Annotated in this window: 16 protein-coding genes; 4 read left to right on the top strand and 12 right to left on the bottom strand. The window is 53.4% G+C overall.

Annotation, left to right across the window (positions count from 1 at the left end; all coding sequences use genetic code 11):
• Positions 1–138: 138 nt before the first annotated feature.
• The gene (locus tag AL479_RS14790) at positions 139–597 is read right to left on the bottom strand and encodes a YaiI/YqxD family protein (protein ID WP_105291767.1); all 459 of its coding nucleotides are present in this window, start codon (positions 595–597) and stop codon (positions 139–141) included.
• A gap of 148 nt (positions 598–745) precedes the next feature.
• Here AL479_RS14790 and proC point away from each other — a divergent pair, with 148 nt between their 5' ends.
• Positions 746–1,555, top strand: coding sequence for a pyrroline-5-carboxylate reductase (proC, locus tag AL479_RS14785; RefSeq protein WP_061076598.1), 810 nt, complete (start codon positions 746–748; stop codon positions 1,553–1,555).
• A gap of 15 nt (positions 1,556–1,570) precedes the next feature.
• Here proC and adrA read toward each other — a convergent pair whose 3' ends face one another.
• The 6 genes from adrA to AL479_RS14755 all read right to left on the bottom strand — a co-directional run bounded on the left by adrA (position 1,571) and on the right by AL479_RS14755 (position 7,301).
• Positions 1,571–2,671, bottom strand: coding sequence for a diguanylate cyclase AdrA (adrA, locus tag AL479_RS14780; RefSeq protein ID WP_061076597.1), 1,101 nt, complete (start codon positions 2,669–2,671; stop codon positions 1,571–1,573).
• Positions 2,672–2,789: 118 nt separating this feature from the next.
• Complete coding sequence (gene psiF / locus AL479_RS14775) at positions 2,790–3,110, bottom strand: phosphate starvation-inducible protein PsiF (RefSeq protein ID WP_043001631.1); 321 nt, start codon at positions 3,108–3,110, stop codon at positions 2,790–2,792.
• 129 nt (positions 3,111–3,239) lie between these two features.
• Positions 3,240–4,655, bottom strand: a complete 1,416-nt coding sequence (gene phoA / locus AL479_RS14770; protein ID WP_061076596.1) for an alkaline phosphatase — start codon at positions 4,653–4,655, stop codon at positions 3,240–3,242.
• A gap of 99 nt (positions 4,656–4,754) precedes the next feature.
• Complete coding sequence (gene iraP, locus AL479_RS14765; protein WP_061076595.1) at positions 4,755–5,015, bottom strand: anti-adapter protein IraP; 261 nt, start codon at positions 5,013–5,015, stop codon at positions 4,755–4,757.
• Between the two features lie 252 nt (positions 5,016–5,267).
• The gene (locus AL479_RS14760; RefSeq protein ID WP_061076594.1) at positions 5,268–6,473 is read right to left on the bottom strand and encodes a multidrug efflux MFS transporter; all 1,206 of its coding nucleotides are present in this window, start codon (positions 6,471–6,473) and stop codon (positions 5,268–5,270) included.
• Positions 6,474–6,641: 168 nt separating this feature from the next.
• Positions 6,642–7,301, bottom strand: a complete 660-nt coding sequence (locus AL479_RS14755; protein ID WP_081093668.1) for an extensin family protein — start codon at positions 7,299–7,301, stop codon at positions 6,642–6,644.
• 128 nt (positions 7,302–7,429) lie between these two features.
• Between AL479_RS14755 and ddlA the strand changes: the two genes are divergently transcribed.
• Positions 7,430–8,524, top strand: coding sequence for a D-alanine--D-alanine ligase (gene ddlA, locus AL479_RS14750; protein ID WP_061076592.1), 1,095 nt, complete (start codon positions 7,430–7,432; stop codon positions 8,522–8,524).
• A gap of 42 nt (positions 8,525–8,566) precedes the next feature.
• Here the strand turns inward: ddlA and AL479_RS14745 are convergent, their stop codons facing one another.
• Positions 8,567–8,773, bottom strand: a complete 207-nt coding sequence (locus AL479_RS14745) for a DUF2754 family protein (RefSeq protein ID WP_061076591.1) — start codon at positions 8,771–8,773, stop codon at positions 8,567–8,569.
• 256 nt (positions 8,774–9,029) lie between these two features.
• On the opposite strand from AL479_RS14745, the gene AL479_RS14740 reads away from it, so the two are divergent.
• Complete coding sequence (locus AL479_RS14740) at positions 9,030–9,338, top strand: YaiY family protein (RefSeq protein WP_043001638.1); 309 nt, start codon at positions 9,030–9,032, stop codon at positions 9,336–9,338.
• An 11-nt stretch (positions 9,339–9,349) separates the two neighbouring features.
• Here the strand turns inward: AL479_RS14740 and AL479_RS14735 are convergent, their stop codons facing one another.
• The 3 genes from AL479_RS14735 to AL479_RS14725 form a co-directional block, all read right to left on the bottom strand.
• Positions 9,350–10,444 carry a DUF1615 domain-containing protein gene (locus tag AL479_RS14735; protein ID WP_061076590.1) on the bottom strand — a complete coding sequence of 365 codons (1,095 nt, stop codon included), beginning with the start codon at positions 10,442–10,444 and terminating at the stop codon, positions 9,350–9,352.
• A 14-nt stretch (positions 10,445–10,458) separates the two neighbouring features.
• Entirely contained in the window at positions 10,459–11,679 is a 1,221-nt protein-coding gene (gene sbmA / locus AL479_RS14730; protein ID WP_061076589.1) for a peptide antibiotic transporter SbmA, read from the bottom strand.
• 117 nt (positions 11,680–11,796) lie between these two features.
• The gene (locus AL479_RS14725) at positions 11,797–12,330 is read right to left on the bottom strand and encodes an isochorismatase family protein (protein ID WP_061076588.1); all 534 of its coding nucleotides are present in this window, start codon (positions 12,328–12,330) and stop codon (positions 11,797–11,799) included.
• A gap of 328 nt (positions 12,331–12,658) precedes the next feature.
• Between AL479_RS14725 and ampH the strand changes: the two genes are divergently transcribed.
• Positions 12,659–13,816 (top strand): D-alanyl-D-alanine-carboxypeptidase/endopeptidase AmpH, encoded by a 1,158-nt coding sequence (ampH, locus tag AL479_RS14715; RefSeq protein ID WP_061076587.1) that lies wholly within the window; start codon positions 12,659–12,661, stop codon positions 13,814–13,816.
• On the opposite strand, the gene iprA is transcribed toward ampH, so the two are convergent.
• Positions 13,817–14,440 (bottom strand): hydrogen peroxide resistance inhibitor IprA, encoded by a 624-nt coding sequence (gene iprA / locus AL479_RS14710; protein ID WP_061076586.1) that lies wholly within the window; start codon positions 14,438–14,440, stop codon positions 13,817–13,819.
• Between the last annotated feature and the right edge of the window lie 33 nt (positions 14,441–14,473).

The following is a 14,473-nucleotide window of genomic DNA, read 5'->3' as shown; positions in this document are numbered from 1 at the left end:
CATTAAAGGAATAATCATACCATCAAACTAGTACAGCGTTAAGTGTAAAGAATTTATTCCACAAAAAGTGAAAATATCAATCTATGCCCTACTATATCAAGAAATAGCGCTGAGGAAAGTGTAAAAAATAAATTACATTCACGCTTTTCTGCGCTGAACTTCCAGCCACCACTTTTCCAGTTCCGCCGCAAAATGCTGACGATCGCGCGCAGAGAGGCTATCCGGCCCCCCCGTCTGGATCCCGCTGGCGCGCAATGTATCCATAAAATCGCGCATCGTCAGACGTTCGCGAATGGTCGATTCGGTATAGCGCTCACCGCGCGGATTGAGCGCCGACGCGCCTTTTGCCAGCACTTCGGCGGCCAACGGGATATCGGCAGTAATGACCAGATCGCCCGCCGTACACTGGCGCACAATCTCGTTATCCGCCACATCAAATCCCGCAGGCACGCGCAGCGTACGGATATACGGCGACGGCGGCACGCGCAGGCTCTGGTTCGCCACCAGAATCAGCGACATTTGCATGCGTCCGGCGGCACGATAGAGGATCTCTTTAATTACGTTCGGACACGCATCCGCATCCACCCATATGGTCATACTGTCTCCCGTCTCTTGTGCAATCGGCTATTGTCTCGTGCTTTTGCGCTGCGGCAAAGTGCTGTTTATCCTTCATGCGTCTTTCAATCCGCGCTAAGCTAGGCTTTATCAAACAAAACAACAACTATCACCCATAGGGAGTGACGAGATGGAGAAGAAAATCGGTTTTATCGGCTGCGGTAATATGGGGAAAGCGATCCTCGGCGGTCTGATTGCCAGCGGTCAGGTGCTTCCTGGCCAGATCTGGGTCTACACCCCTTCCCCCGATAAAGTTGCCGCGTTGCACGATCAGTATGGGATCAACGTCGCGCAGTCCGCCCAGGAAGTCGCCCAGGTGGCGGATATTGTTTTCGGCGCCGTGAAGCCGGGCATTATGATCAAAGTGCTCAGCGAGGTAACCTCCAGCCTCAACAAAGAGTCGCTGGTGGTTTCTATTGCGGCAGGCGTGACTCTCGATCAACTCGCCCGTGCGCTGGGACACGACCGGAAAATCGTACGCGCGATGCCAAACACGCCGTCGCTGGTTAATGCCGGGATGACCTCAGTGACGCCAAACGCGCTGGTTACCCCGGAAGATACCGCGGATGTGCTGAATATTTTCCGCTGCTTTGGCGAAGCCGAAGTGATTGCCGAGTCGATGATTCATCCGGTGGTTGGCGTCAGCGGTTCCGCCCCGGCATATGTTTTCATGTTTATCGAAGCGATGGCAGATGCCGCAGTTCTGGGCGGTATGCCACGCGCGCAGGCTTACAAATTTGCCGCTCAGGCGGTCATGGGATCCGCGAAGATGGTACTGGAAACGGGCGAGCATCCTGGCGTACTGAAAGATATGGTCTGTTCGCCCGGCGGCACGACGATTGAAGCGGTCCGTGTACTGGAAGAGCGAGGATTTCGTGCGGCGGTGATTGAAGCGATGGCGAAGTGTATGGAGAAATCAGACAAACTCAGTAAATCCTGAGTGAACAACCGGACGTCAGGCCGCCACTTCGGTGCGGTTACGTCCGGCATTCTTTGCTTTGTAGAGCGCCAGATCGGCCGATTTCAGCCATTCACGATAGTGACCAAACTGCGGCGTCAGCGGCGCAACGCCAACGCTGATATGCAAAATGACCTGCGGCGCGCAGGCCAGACGTAACCCGCGTAACCCCTCATGAACCCGTGACATCGCCGCGATGGCGCTCTCGGCTGGCGTACCGCACATAATCACCGCAAATTCATCACCGCCAAAACGCCCTATCACATCGCTTCCGCGCAGGGTCATTCTCAGCTGTTGGGTCAGCGCCAGAATGGCTTCATCGCCAACGTCATGACCCCAGGTGTCGTTAATACTTTTGAAGTGGTCGATATCGATGATCAGCAGCGTGGCATCCCGATGCTGGCGACGACAGTGCTCAAATTCGTTGCGCAGTAATATTTCCCAGTGTCGTCGGTTGTAAACCCCCGTCATGCCATCACAGGTACTCATCACCTGCAACCGGCGCTTGTGCAGCGCCAGCTTTGTCGCGGCCTGATAGCTAATCCACGAGAATAACAGCGGGTAAATCACGATGACCGGCAGCGTCAGTACCCCTTCCAGCGGCGCACTTCTTAACGCCAGAGAGGCCCCCGTCAACTGCAATGTGACCAGACAGGCGACGACCATCAGGGCAAGTCCGGCAACAAACAGTCGCACACCGCCTGCGCCCATCAGATTCATACAGATGATCATCAACAACGCGGAAGAAGGCAGCGCATTGACGCCCATCAGTCCCATCCACATTCCGGCGAGTACCGCATCCGTTTTCAAATTGGTAAATTCCCGACTCAGCGGGTCGACGGCTCTGCTGGCGATTTGCCAGGCCAGATGTGGCCAGACGAACGCCCATCCCACCAGCAACAACCACCAGACACCGGGGACAGGGTTCGCGACCAGCGCGGCGGCGACAGGGAAAAACATTCCCCCCAGCGCCACTGCGCGCGGCACTCTTACTCGCCGGGCGAATCGCAGTCCAGAGCGTTGATGGTCGTTTTGCTGCGATAAAAGAGAGGTTTCATCGAGATCGACCGCTTTTTTGTAAAAGTTTTCGTCATTCATTATTTTTTGGGAACATTCTGAAACAATTTTCCCAAATTATAGAGACGGGTCTGGCGGGGAAAGTATGATATTTCGGGTGAGCGTTTTTCTTTGCTCACCCGTAAGCACTAGGTCGGCGCTAGGCCGCTTTCTTCAGGCAGGCACTCATAAACTTACTGCGATCGTCACCTTTCAGCGATTGTTCCGTCGCCTGGACGTTGCATTCACGCATTTTTTGCTGCTGCGGCGTCAGGCTTTTTTCACCGGGAGCGGATTTGCTGTTTTTAAGGCAATCGCTCATGTACGTCTTACGGGCATCTCCTTTCAACGCTTTCGCCGTCGCCTGTTGATTACAGGTAGTCATGCGCTGCTGTTGCGGCGTTAATGTTTTCTCTGCCGCACCAACGGTCGTTAAAAAGATCAAACCAAACAATAGGGTAACCAGTAATGTTATTTTCATAGCACCATCCTTTTTTGAGTATTCACTCGACTATCTCCCGCACGTCAGCGCGGGGGATATTCAGATAAGTCTGGCTGCTAACGATAAAAAAACCACCCGGCAGCAAAAGTTATCCTGCCGGGGGTTGGATTATTTCAGGCCTAACGCCGCTTTCATGGTATAGAACAGGTCGGTTTGATCGGTCAGCCCCACCACGTTGGCTGCATGAGGACCATAGGCCGCAATACGCAGCTGGCTGCCGGTATGCTCCTGCGATTCCTCTTCGGAGTTGCCATAGCTGATCACCATTACGGCGCCATCTTTGGTGTTTAATGCCTGGGTCAGACCCGGCGCTTTGGTCTCTGGCGCGACGATCTGGCTGGCGTGAGCGTGATCGGCGGTGACAATCACCAGCGTGTTACCCTCTTTTTTCGCAAAGGCCAGCGCGCGCTGCACCGCTTCGTCCAGATCCACCGTCTCGCCGATCTGTCCGCAAGGATTGGCGGCGTGATCCTGTTTATCGATGGAGGCCCCTTCCACCTGCAGGAAGAATCCCTTCTCATTTTTGCTCAACAACTCAATGGCTTTGTCGGTCATTTGCGCCAGCGTCGGTACGGTCTCATCGCGTTTTGGATTCGGCGTACAGGTTACGGCAGGCTTATCAATATTGCCGTGGTAAGACGCTTTTGGGCCTTCCCAGCGCACAGGCATGTTGCCGTCAGAGAACAGTCCCAGCAACGGTTTGTCCTGACTGGCTTCGCCAATCGCCGCCAGCGAGGCCGCATCGCCGACCAACTGGTAACCACGGGCCTCGGCCTGTTCACGCAGCGTTTTGCCCTGCCACTCGCCGGCCGTTGCGGTTTCGGCGAACGTTTTCGCGCCGCCGCCCAGCGTGACATCCGCACGGGCATTCAGTAGTTGTTCGGTGATCGAGCCTTTGCCGCCTTTTTCCAGCGCATTCGTCGGGCATTTCTCGCTCGTTACGCTCGGGCCATAGCATTTACGTGATGTCACATGCGCCACAAGCGCGGCTGGCGTGGCATCCTGCAGCTCGGCGGTTGAGACGTTACCCGTCGCCAGCCCCGCCGCTTTCGCCATTTCCAGCAGCGTCGTATGATCTTTTTCGTGAATATCGACGCCCAGCGCGCCGTTGTAGGTTTTCACGCCGGTTGTCCATGCGGTTGCTGATGCAGCAGAATCCGTCACGTAATCCGGCTTGCCGGTCTTTTTATTCAGCGCATAGTGGGTGTATTGGCCGGTCAGCGGTAAGGCATCAATCCCTTTAAAATACCCACCCGCGCCTTCAGCATAATTTCGCGCAGCCGTAATTTCCGAATCACCCATACCATCGCCAATCAATAAAATAATATTTTTAGCCGGTTTATCATTCAGTGATTCGCGCAATGCCTGTGTTTGATCGGCCGATAATCGGCGTGCTCCGCCAGGCGTTGTAATATCACCCTGTGCGGCACGGTTATCCAGAACCGCCATTGACGACGTTTCAGAATAGCTAACAGGGATATACAGCAGCGGTAACAATGCAAGAGCAATAGCGCTTTGTTTCACTTTATTTTCTCCATGTACTTAATACACTTAAAATAAAAAACAAAGCGACTATAGGTCTCTGATATGACAGGTTTATGACAGCACAGAAACGGGATAAAACTAGTAACGAGGATGCCTCAACAACTTTTGTACATACTGGCGCAGCAACTCCTTATCGTTATCCGGAATGCTGGCATCGGGCTTTACGCCGTCAAGCGCGCCCTCTACCTGATGAATCAGCATTTGCTGCTCGTTCTGAGCCATATTACGCAGCATCGCTGTGACGATAATCTCTAATGCTTCTACCTGAGCAACCAGTTCTTTCGACTCTTCCTCTTTCTGGGCAAGCTTAAGCAACAACTCAGCTATTAGATTTTTCATGACCGCATTTCCTTATCCAAAGAAGGCTGACGTTATCACTATGAATCCATGCTGCCTAGAGTCTGAAAGTAGTATTTTTATAAGAAAGGAAAGACTTTGCGTAAATAATCACAGAATACGGTGAGCGAAACGTTTCTCGCGCGGAAACAGAACGCTAAATTAAAAGCCAGGAATAAAATAGTCACCCCTGGCCATAATCTAAAGTTATGATAAAAAACGATCAGTTTTACTTAAGTCATTTTTTTAACCGCTTCACGCCCGCTTGCGGATATTTCGCCGCTGGCGCAGAACCAGGGCTAACTGACAAATGTTAATCATCACGATAATGGCGGTGGCAATAAATACCCAACGGAATCCTGCCATGGCTGAAACCGTCGCGCCCATCAGCGGGCCCGCGACATTGCCAAGGTACATAAACGATTGGTTATATCCAAAAATACGCCCGGTTATTTGGTCACTGGAGTATTTGACCAGCAGCGTCTGAACCGCGGGCAGCATGGCGCCATCGGCAAAACCGAGCAGAAAACGTAATACCCCGAGCTGAAAGGGCGTCGTAACCCATGACATGGCAAAAAACAGCACCACCGCACAAATCAGCGTTGCCATCAGGATCCTTTCAGTGCCGATGCGATCCCCGAGTTTACCCAACCGGGGCGCGGAGATAAGCGCGGAGACCCCAGGCACCGAGGCAATTAAGCCACTCAGAAAAGCAATATTATTACTGTCCGGGGCCATCGACTTAATAAATAACGCCAGAATCGGGCTGATTGAGCCATTACATAACTGAATCACCAGGGTGGTGAAAAACAGACTGATCACCAGCGCCGGATAAGGCAGCGACGCAAATACGGCTTTCCCGCTCAACCGTTCGCTCTTTTTCAGCGTCGGACGCACGCCTTCTTTAATCAAAAAGAGTGTGACCATAAAGCTGACGACCAACAGCATTGCGGTGATAAAAAAGACCGGGCGTAACCCCACATGATCGGCAATAAACCCGCCCATCAACGGGCCGCCAATCACGCCGCTGATTTGCGCGGTCGCCAGCGTACTGAGCGCCCATCCGCTACGTTCGCGGGGCACCTGAGACGCCACCAGTGCCATCGCGTTAGGAATATAGCCAGACGTTAAGCCCATGATGCCGCGCAACAGAAAAAGCTGCCAGACGTTGGTGGCAAAAGCCTGCAACAGTATCGCAATCGCCATGCCGAGCGAGGCGCGTAGCAGCATCAGCTTGCGACCTTTACGGTCTGCCAGGCTGCCCCAGAGCGGAGAAACAATCGCGGAAATTAGGAATGTGACACTGAACGTCAGCCCTGACCACATCGAGAGCGCTTCGTGGGAGGTCACCCCAAGCTGCGAAATATAGAGCGGCAAAAACGGCAGGATTTGACTGATTGCCAGACCGGTAAAAAAGCAGCCGAACCAGACGGAAATAAGATTAACTTTCCAGGATTCCATAAACGCTCATCGTGATAAATAGCAGAAAACGCCGGCTAGTTTAGCAATCTCCACGTCTGTCAGGGGATCCTCAGGTGCGGTGGCGCGCAATTTGATATTTTATCTTCCCGTTCACCAGATTTGTGAAATACATCACATTAAAACCCAACAAGCGACAGGGCTTTATGCTTAGCGACAGAGGCCAAATCCCCGTATCCCCAGGTGAAAATGGTTGGCGTGAGCGGCGTTATAGTCCGGCCCCAGGCCGTTGCCATAATATTGACAGCTCGCACTGAGCAGCGCCCGCAGCCACGTTGCGCTTTCTTCCTGCTTCCAGCCGCGCAGAACGGTGACGTGTCGCCCGTCGGCGAGAATAAAGCCGCTGATATCCAGGGCCTGTGCGCTGGCGTGTTCACTACGGCGTGCATCAGGGCGATGGTAAATGTTGCGGCAGGCGTAGCTGCCGAGATGCTCGATCCGGGTCAGTTGGCTCATCATCAGACGTTCCGTCAACGGTGCAGCCTGCTGCCCAACATACAACGCGGAACGCAATGCTAACGGACAGGAGGCAAGGAAGCTGCTGCTCAGTTTGACGACGCCAAAATCCCGCACCCGTACTACGTCGGTTAAAGGACATTCGCCAGCGCTGTCGGCGACAGGCTGCGACGTGATCAGCTTCTGCTCGTTTGCCTGCTGCAACAGCGTCTGACAGCGCGCTGGCGTCAGACGTTTAAGCTTAAATTGGGTAAGCCAGTTTGGCGGATCGGATAACTCAAGAGGGGCGAGCGGGTTGTAATAAGACGGCAGATAGCGATATCCCACGCCACACGCCACGCTCAGAATCATCATCGTCAGCCAGACTTTTCCTCTCACGCGCCCTCCCGTGTAATTCTCCCTAACATTATGGCAGAAGCCCGCGAATCCCTCGTTTTGTCGTGGTAATGTATACGCTTTGCGTTCGAAGGAATGGGTTTAAGATGGCAAAGTTGCGGGTAGGAATCGTATTTGGTGGTAAATCAGCGGAACATGAAGTGTCATTGCAATCGGCAAAAAATATTGTCGATGCCATCGACAAGACCCGCTTTGACGTCGTGCTGTTAGGCATTGATAAGCAAGGGCAGTGGCACGTCAGCGATGCCAGCAATTATCTGCTCAATGCAAACGATCCTGCGCACATTGCGCTGCGTCCTTCTGCGACCAGCCTTGCGCAGGTTCCGGGCAGACACGAGCAGCAGTTGATTGATGCGCAGAATGGCCAGCCGCTGCCGACCGTAGACGTGATTTTCCCGATTGTGCACGGCACGCTGGGTGAAGATGGTTCCCTGCAGGGAATGCTGCGCGTGGCGAATCTGCCCTTCGTTGGTTCCGACGTGCTGGGTTCAGCAGCATGCATGGATAAAGACGTCACCAAACGCTTGTTGCGTGATGCCGGACTGAATATCGCGCCGTTTATTACGCTGACGCGCGCCAATCGCAACACGATAAGTTTTGCCGAGGTAGAAGCCCGTCTTGGCCTGCCGCTGTTCGTTAAGCCCGCCAATCAGGGATCGTCTGTCGGCGTCAGTAAAGTCACCAGCGAAGCGCAGTACGCGCAGGCGGTCGACCTCGCGTTCGAATTCGATCACAAAGTGGTGGTGGAGCAAGGGATCAAGGGGCGCGAGATCGAGTGCGCCGTGCTGGGTAACGATCACCCGCAGGCCAGCACCTGTGGCGAGATCGTGCTCAACAGTGATTTCTATGCCTACGACACCAAATACATTGACGATAACGGCGCGAAAGTGGTGGTTCCTGCGGCGATTGATCCCCACATCAACGACAAAATCCGCGAGATCGCCATTCAGGCGTATCAGGCGCTGGGCTGCGCCGGCATGGCACGTGTCGACGTCTTCTTAACGGCCGACAATGAGGTGGTGATCAATGAGATCAACACCCTGCCAGGCTTTACCAACATCAGTATGTATCCGAAACTCTGGCAGGCCAGCGGCTTAGGTTACACCGATTTGATTACCCACTTGATCGAACTGGCGCTGGAGCGCCACGCTGCAGATAACGCGCTGAAAACGACGATGTAATCTGCACTTCCCGGTAAGCCTGACAGCGGTTTGTTGTCAGGCTTACGCCGTATCATCTTCCACACGACGACGAATAATCAATCCTGCCAGCCAGAAACTGACGATCCAGGTCACCAGCCCCACGGCATAGGTTTGCCAGCCCCTGGCTTCAAACCCCAACAGCCCGACAACGCCGTTCAGAATGAAAATCAGGCCGATAGCAAAGGCGTAGTAGTGCCAGTCACGGCGAATTTTTAAAGGCAGGTTCATGGCAACTCCTGAACGAAAAAAAGTATCGTCGCATATTACGGGAAACCGGTCTGTGTCGTGTGCGGAATTTCTTAAATGTTGCCGAATTTAATTTAAGGTAACTGATTTGTGACAACTGACAAAAATCTGCAATCCAGGATTCATCCCAGACTGAAATTACCATCATTCTGATATTGACAAACGCGATGACCTGTCACACTCACGGTAAGTTACTGGCATAGTGTCAGAGATGCAGAATTACTCGCGGAGGTCATTTATGGCTGATTTCACTCTCTCAAAATCCTTGTTTAACGGGAAACATCGAGAAACCGCCTCTACGCCAGGCAACATCGCTTATGCCGTGTTTGTTCTGTTCTGTTTTTGGGCCGGAGCGCAGATCCTGAACCTGCTGGTTCACGCGCCTGGCGTATATGAACATCTGATGCAAGTACAAGAGACAGGACGCCCGCGCGTAGAGATTGGGCTGGGCGTCGGAACCATCTTCGGTCTGGTGCCGTTTCTGGTCGGCAGTCTGATTTTCGGCGTCATCGCCGCCATTCTGCGCTGGCGCTACCGCCGCCAGTAATGGCCCGACGGTTATTGTCCCATGCACTTCGCCCGGCGATCGTCGACCCGTTTTGCAAACCATGCGGTAGTGAGATTACGGGTGATTTTCGGGCTTTCCAGTTGAATACCGGGCAGCATTTCACGCGGTAATCTCTTCCCTGTCTTTGCTTCAGCAAGCGTAAACACCTTTTCGTAAAGCGCCGTCTCTTCAAACGCAAGACTGTCGCCTTTCTCCAGTTGACGGCGGATCGCGCTCTCGCTGAGATCCAGTTTGCCCGCCAGTTTACGCACCGCCAGCTCCGTTTTACCGGCTTCTTTACTGCCGTAGGCGATCAGGTCGCCATCCAGCGCCAGTTTGACGCCACTGGCTTTACTGACTGCGTTCTGAAACGCGGCGTTTCGACTGGCATACCATCCGGCGTTAAAGTCGGCAAAGCGGAAAATCGGCGCGCTGTAGTTGGCCGGGTAATTGAGCAGGTGGTAGGTTCCGAACCAGAGTCCACCGCGACGGCTGAACACTTCCTGACGCACCGTTCCATCCATCTTCCACGGATACCCTTTGCTGTGCTGCTCGGCAAACGCAATGCTGACCTGCATCGGACCACCGGTATGGACCGGATTGAGTGAACCGAACAGCGTCTGTCCCATCGGCACCATATTGATGAAGTCATCAAAAATGGCGCTGAGCTGCTTTTCCGTTTTGACCGTGTCCAGACGCTCACTGTAGCTTTTCCCGTTCGGGGAGGTGATTTTCAGCGCGGTATGCACCAGGAAAACCGGAATATGCATCCGCTCGGCGCGCCGGTCTATCTCCTTCCAGGCAATGTTGTTCAATCCCGGAACGGCGGGATCGGCCTGATAACTGGACTCCTGCTGTGCGACCGCCAGCACCGAACAGATATTTTCCACGGTCGGCGCCAGCTTCTGGCTTTCAAAGGTTTTGGCAATATCCTGCGCCCAGTTGTCCCGATCCTTCACGCTGGCCGGCATTTTCTGGCGCACCACGCTCGCGACATCGACCGGTTTCTCGCCTTTTTTTAGTGGTTGCGAGGGCTGACTGCTACATCCTGCCAGCACCAGCCCGGCCAGCAATGACAAAGGGTAAAGACGAGACACCGCCGACATAACGTTTCCTTTTGTTAACCAAGTGTGTGGGTGACAGCCTGAATATCCCGCTCGTCCAGTTCGCGCTCAAAACTGCGCAGACGTTTATAGATAGACATCAGTTCAACCAGCGTTGTCCACGAGTTGATCAGGTACTGGAACGCGCCCCGCACCTGGCTAAAGACGTTGGTAATTTGCGTCATCAGACCCAGGGTAATCGTACCGGCAACAATCGACGGAAACAGCAGGAACAACCCGAAAACGTTGTCCACCTGCAGGTAGAGAATGCGCGCGATATTAAAATACATGTAGTGGAAATAGAGACGGAAATAGTTCTGACGAACCGCACTGAACAGCTCACGAACCGTCGGCGGCGTGGCGCGATTGGCATCGTCTTCCCCGTATACCAGCTCTTTACGATAAGCCGCTTCCACCCGCTGATTTTTAAATTCCAGTCCCGGGAGCTTGATCCCGACCACCGCCAGCATACCGGTGCCCATCAGTGACCAGACGATCGCTGCAATCACCAGGCCATAAGGCACATGACCGACTATCGGCAGTTCAGGCACGTGCGGAGACAGCGCAACCAGCACCGGCAGGAAGGCGATCAGCGTCATGATAGCGTTAATAAAACTCACGCCCATGCTTTCCAGCGTTGAGGCAAAACGCATGGTGTCTTCCTGCACACGCTGCGCGGCCCCCTCGATATGACGCAAATGCTGCCACTGCGCCATGTAATATTCGTTCATCGCCGTACGCCAGCGGAACACATAGTGGCTGACAAAAAAGTTGTTCAGCACGCTAATCACCACGGCAATCAGCGCGATGCCAAGGAAGATCCCCAGTTCGTTATAGAACTGGCTCATGGTGACCTTATGTGGTGCGCTAAGGGCGGTCTGGATCAGATCGTAAAATGGCGCATACCAGGCGTTGACGGCCACCCCGACTTCGACCAGAAACCAGGTGACGAAGATAATCAGCGAGGTGCCAAGAATTGACCAGTACTGCCAGCGATGCGGACTGTAGAGAAACCAGAACAGCGCAAACAGCCCGACACAAAGCACGTAGTAGGCATAAAAAATCAGGTAGCTCAGCGACCAGAAACGGGCGGCGCTGATAGGCACGGTACCCGTTGCGCCAGTCAGCCGCGCAACCCAGTCCCCACCACCGGCTTGCCAGAAAATAACCGCGACTATTGCCCAAATAAAAGCCGAAAGGAAAAAAGGACCCGGCTTTGGGAAAAAAGACTTAAACATGATGCTCTCCTGCTAACTTCTTATCGTTATGACAACTGCTGTGTTTTTGCCGCTGCGCGGACTAAAAATAAACGGTCACAACAGGCGAAACCGCCATTGTGACCAACATGGCGGCGCTTAGTTCGTTTTCCAGTCCTGAAGAATTGTTTCGACGGGTTTCACATATACCGGATTGTCCGGCACGATTAGATTGCGCCAGACATCATTATGGTGCGCAATCAGCGTCAGGGCAGGAGCAGCCGGGCGATGCGCAGTGGTATGGGCATCTTCCGCAACCGTAATGCGATAACCCCGGCTGGCGCCGTTTCTGATGGTGGTATCGACACAATAGTCCGTCGCACAGCCGCAAATGACAAAGTGTGAAATCGCCTGTTCGCGGAGCAACCGTTCGAGCGCCGTTTTGTAAAAAGCATCGCAGGCGGTTTTCGTGACATATTTTGCATTCGCAGGCGTGTCCAGTTCAGGCAGCAGCGCAAACCCCGCGCTCCCCTCCTCCAGGCCACCCGCCTCGGTGTGCTGAATAAAAATCGTGAGATCGGCCGCCCGCGTCAATTGATTGATACGTTCCACGCACGCTTCCCGATCAATACGCGGCGTGGCAAACACGCCGATTTGCATATCAACAACCATCACAACCCGTTTTTCAGACATCGTCAGCCCCATCCAAGAGTGGTAATGAAAGATTATTGCACGCCCCGGATCACAAAAGCGGACTTTCTTTCGCGGCAAAAACGCCGCGTTTACGCGCCGTTACGTTTTTCTCACTATCCTTGCTCTAATTAGCGCTTTGCAATGTACCGTTGCGTAGTATAAATACGCATACACACCATCCTTCAGGTTGCCTCTTTGTTGGCTACGTTCATAAACCCCGGTCACATCGTTAACGTTGTGGCGGGGGATTGACTCGCTTGCCGTCCCGATGCCTCCCGAATGATTTCGTGTAACGTTTTTCACTTCATCTCATTCATGGACAACACCGTTGAAACGTAGTCTGCTTTTTTCTGCCGCGCTGTGTGCGGCGTCATTGACCTCAGTCCAGGCGGCTCAGCCTGTCGCCGACCCGGTTTTTGCGTCTGATATTGTCGAACGTTACGCCGAACATATTTTTTATGGCAGCGGGGCGACGGGGATGGCACTCGTCGTGATCGACGGTAACCAGCGTGTTTTTCGCAGCTTCGGTGAAACCCGTCCGGGTAATAACGTGCATCCACAACTGGATTCCGTGATTCGTATTGCGTCACTCACTAAGCTGATGACCAGTGAAATGCTGGTCAAACTGCTCGATCAGGGCACCGTAAAACTGAACGATCCGCTGAGCAAATATGCCCCTGTCGGCGCGCGCGTACCATCGTATGAGGGAAAACCGATCACGCTGGTCAACCTGGCGACGCACACCAGCGCACTGCCGCGTGAACAACCCGGCGGCGCGGCAAAGCGCCCGGTGTTTGTCTGGCCTACGCGTGAACAGCGCTGGCGTTATCTCTCCACGGCGACGTTGAAAGCCGCACCGGGTTCACAGGCGGCCTATTCCAATCTGGCGTTCGACCTGCTGGCGGATGCGCTGGCAAACGCCTCCGGCAAACCCTATACCCAGCTTTTTGAAGAGAAAATCACCCGCCCGCTGGGCATGAAAGACACCACCTATACTCCCTCTCCCGATCAGTGCAAACGTCTGATGGTCGCAGAGAAAGGGGCTAGCCCGTGTAATAACACGCTGGCAGCCATCGGCAGCGGCGGGGTTTATTCAACTCCGGGGGACATGATGCGCTGGATGCAGCAGTATCTGTCCTCTGATTTTTACCAGCGCAGTAATCAGGCCGACAGAATGCAAACGCTGATTTATCAGCGCGCACAGTTAACGCGGGTAACCGGCATGGATGTCCCCGGCAAGGCCGATGCATTGGGATTGGGGTGGGTCTATATGGCGCCGAAGAATGGACGCCCGGGAATTATTCAAAAGACCGGCGGTGGCGGAGGGTTCATTACCTATATGGCAATGATTCCGCAAAAAAATGTGGGTGCGTTTGTGGTTGTCACTCGCTCTCCGCTCACCCGCTTTACAAGCATGAGCGACGGTATTAACGAACTGGTGGTTGAACTGAGCGAAAATACGCCGCGCGTGGTTCCGGCGTCTTAATTAATAATCTGAAGGCAAACGGTTTATTCCCACCAGTTTGCCTTTATTCATTTCGATGTAGCCGCCTTTTCGTAACGCCGCAAGGACTTCTGCCACCACGGAGCGTGAAATTTGCGTGCGCTGGTGAATATAACTCATCACCCCAATTCGTGAGCGTAAACCTTCATCCCACTCAATCATCGAGAAAAGGGTGGTTCGGATCTGTTCGTAGGAATTATTGCCAATTAACTGACGATCGCGCTGCTGCAGGATCCGGTTCTGCCAGGTTAACCAGTAAAAAGCTTCACGCCATAGCTGATATTCTTCAATAATCGCAACGGTTTGCGACGACGAAAGGTGATAACCCGAGCACATCCCTTCGCTGATGAGATCGTACTGAACATCATTTTTCATCACTCCATTGGTCAATCCCATAATGAAAGGGGCCTGGGCGATACCCACAAGAATATGTTCATTACGTCTTAATGAGATAATCCCTTCCAGAATCACTACTGTCGTGTCGGGATGTTTTTCAGTGGAATAAAGAAGATGTTTTTCATGGACATGTTCAAAACGGGTACCAAATTTTGACAAAAACTTATCGAGCTGTGCAAATTCTTGCAGCGGTTTATTCAGAGATAACATCTGTGCGTCCCTTGCAGTAATGCCCGTCAAATC

The sequence above is a fragment of the Citrobacter amalonaticus genome (assembly GCF_001559075.2).
Classification (GTDB): Bacteria; Pseudomonadota; Gammaproteobacteria; order Enterobacterales; family Enterobacteriaceae; genus Citrobacter_A; species Citrobacter_A amalonaticus_F.
This window is presented reverse-complemented; position numbering and strand designations above follow the sequence as displayed.

Coding starts and splice junctions, on each gene's coding strand:
- AL479_RS14790 (WP_105291767.1), bottom strand. CDS start 597: ATGACCATATGGGTGGATGCGGATGCGTGTCCGAACGTAATTAAAGAG.
- proC (WP_061076598.1), top strand. CDS start 746: ATGGAGAAGAAAATCGGTTTTATCGGCTGCGGTAATATGGGGAAAGCG.
- adrA (WP_061076597.1), bottom strand. CDS start 2,671: ATGAATGACGAAAACTTTTACAAAAAAGCGGTCGATCTCGATGAAACC.
- psiF (WP_043001631.1), bottom strand. CDS start 3,110: ATGAAAATAACATTACTGGTTACCCTATTGTTTGGTTTGATCTTTTTA.
- iraP (WP_061076595.1), bottom strand. CDS start 5,015: ATGAAAAATCTAATAGCTGAGTTGTTGCTTAAGCTTGCCCAGAAAGAG.
- AL479_RS14760 (WP_061076594.1), bottom strand. CDS start 6,473: ATGGAATCCTGGAAAGTTAATCTTATTTCCGTCTGGTTCGGCTGCTTT.
- AL479_RS14755 (WP_081093668.1), bottom strand. CDS start 7,301: ATGATGATTCTGAGCGTGGCGTGTGGCGTGGGATATCGCTATCTGCCG.
- ddlA (WP_061076592.1), top strand. CDS start 7,430: ATGGCAAAGTTGCGGGTAGGAATCGTATTTGGTGGTAAATCAGCGGAA.
- AL479_RS14745 (WP_061076591.1), bottom strand. CDS start 8,773: ATGAACCTGCCTTTAAAAATTCGCCGTGACTGGCACTACTACGCCTTT.
- AL479_RS14740 (WP_043001638.1), top strand. CDS start 9,030: ATGGCTGATTTCACTCTCTCAAAATCCTTGTTTAACGGGAAACATCGA.
- AL479_RS14735 (WP_061076590.1), bottom strand. CDS start 10,444: ATGTCGGCGGTGTCTCGTCTTTACCCTTTGTCATTGCTGGCCGGGCTG.
- sbmA (WP_061076589.1), bottom strand. CDS start 11,679: ATGTTTAAGTCTTTTTTCCCAAAGCCGGGTCCTTTTTTCCTTTCGGCT.
- AL479_RS14725 (WP_061076588.1), bottom strand. CDS start 12,330: ATGTCTGAAAAACGGGTTGTGATGGTTGTTGATATGCAAATCGGCGTG.
- iprA (WP_061076586.1), bottom strand. CDS start 14,440: ATGTTATCTCTGAATAAACCGCTGCAAGAATTTGCACAGCTCGATAAG.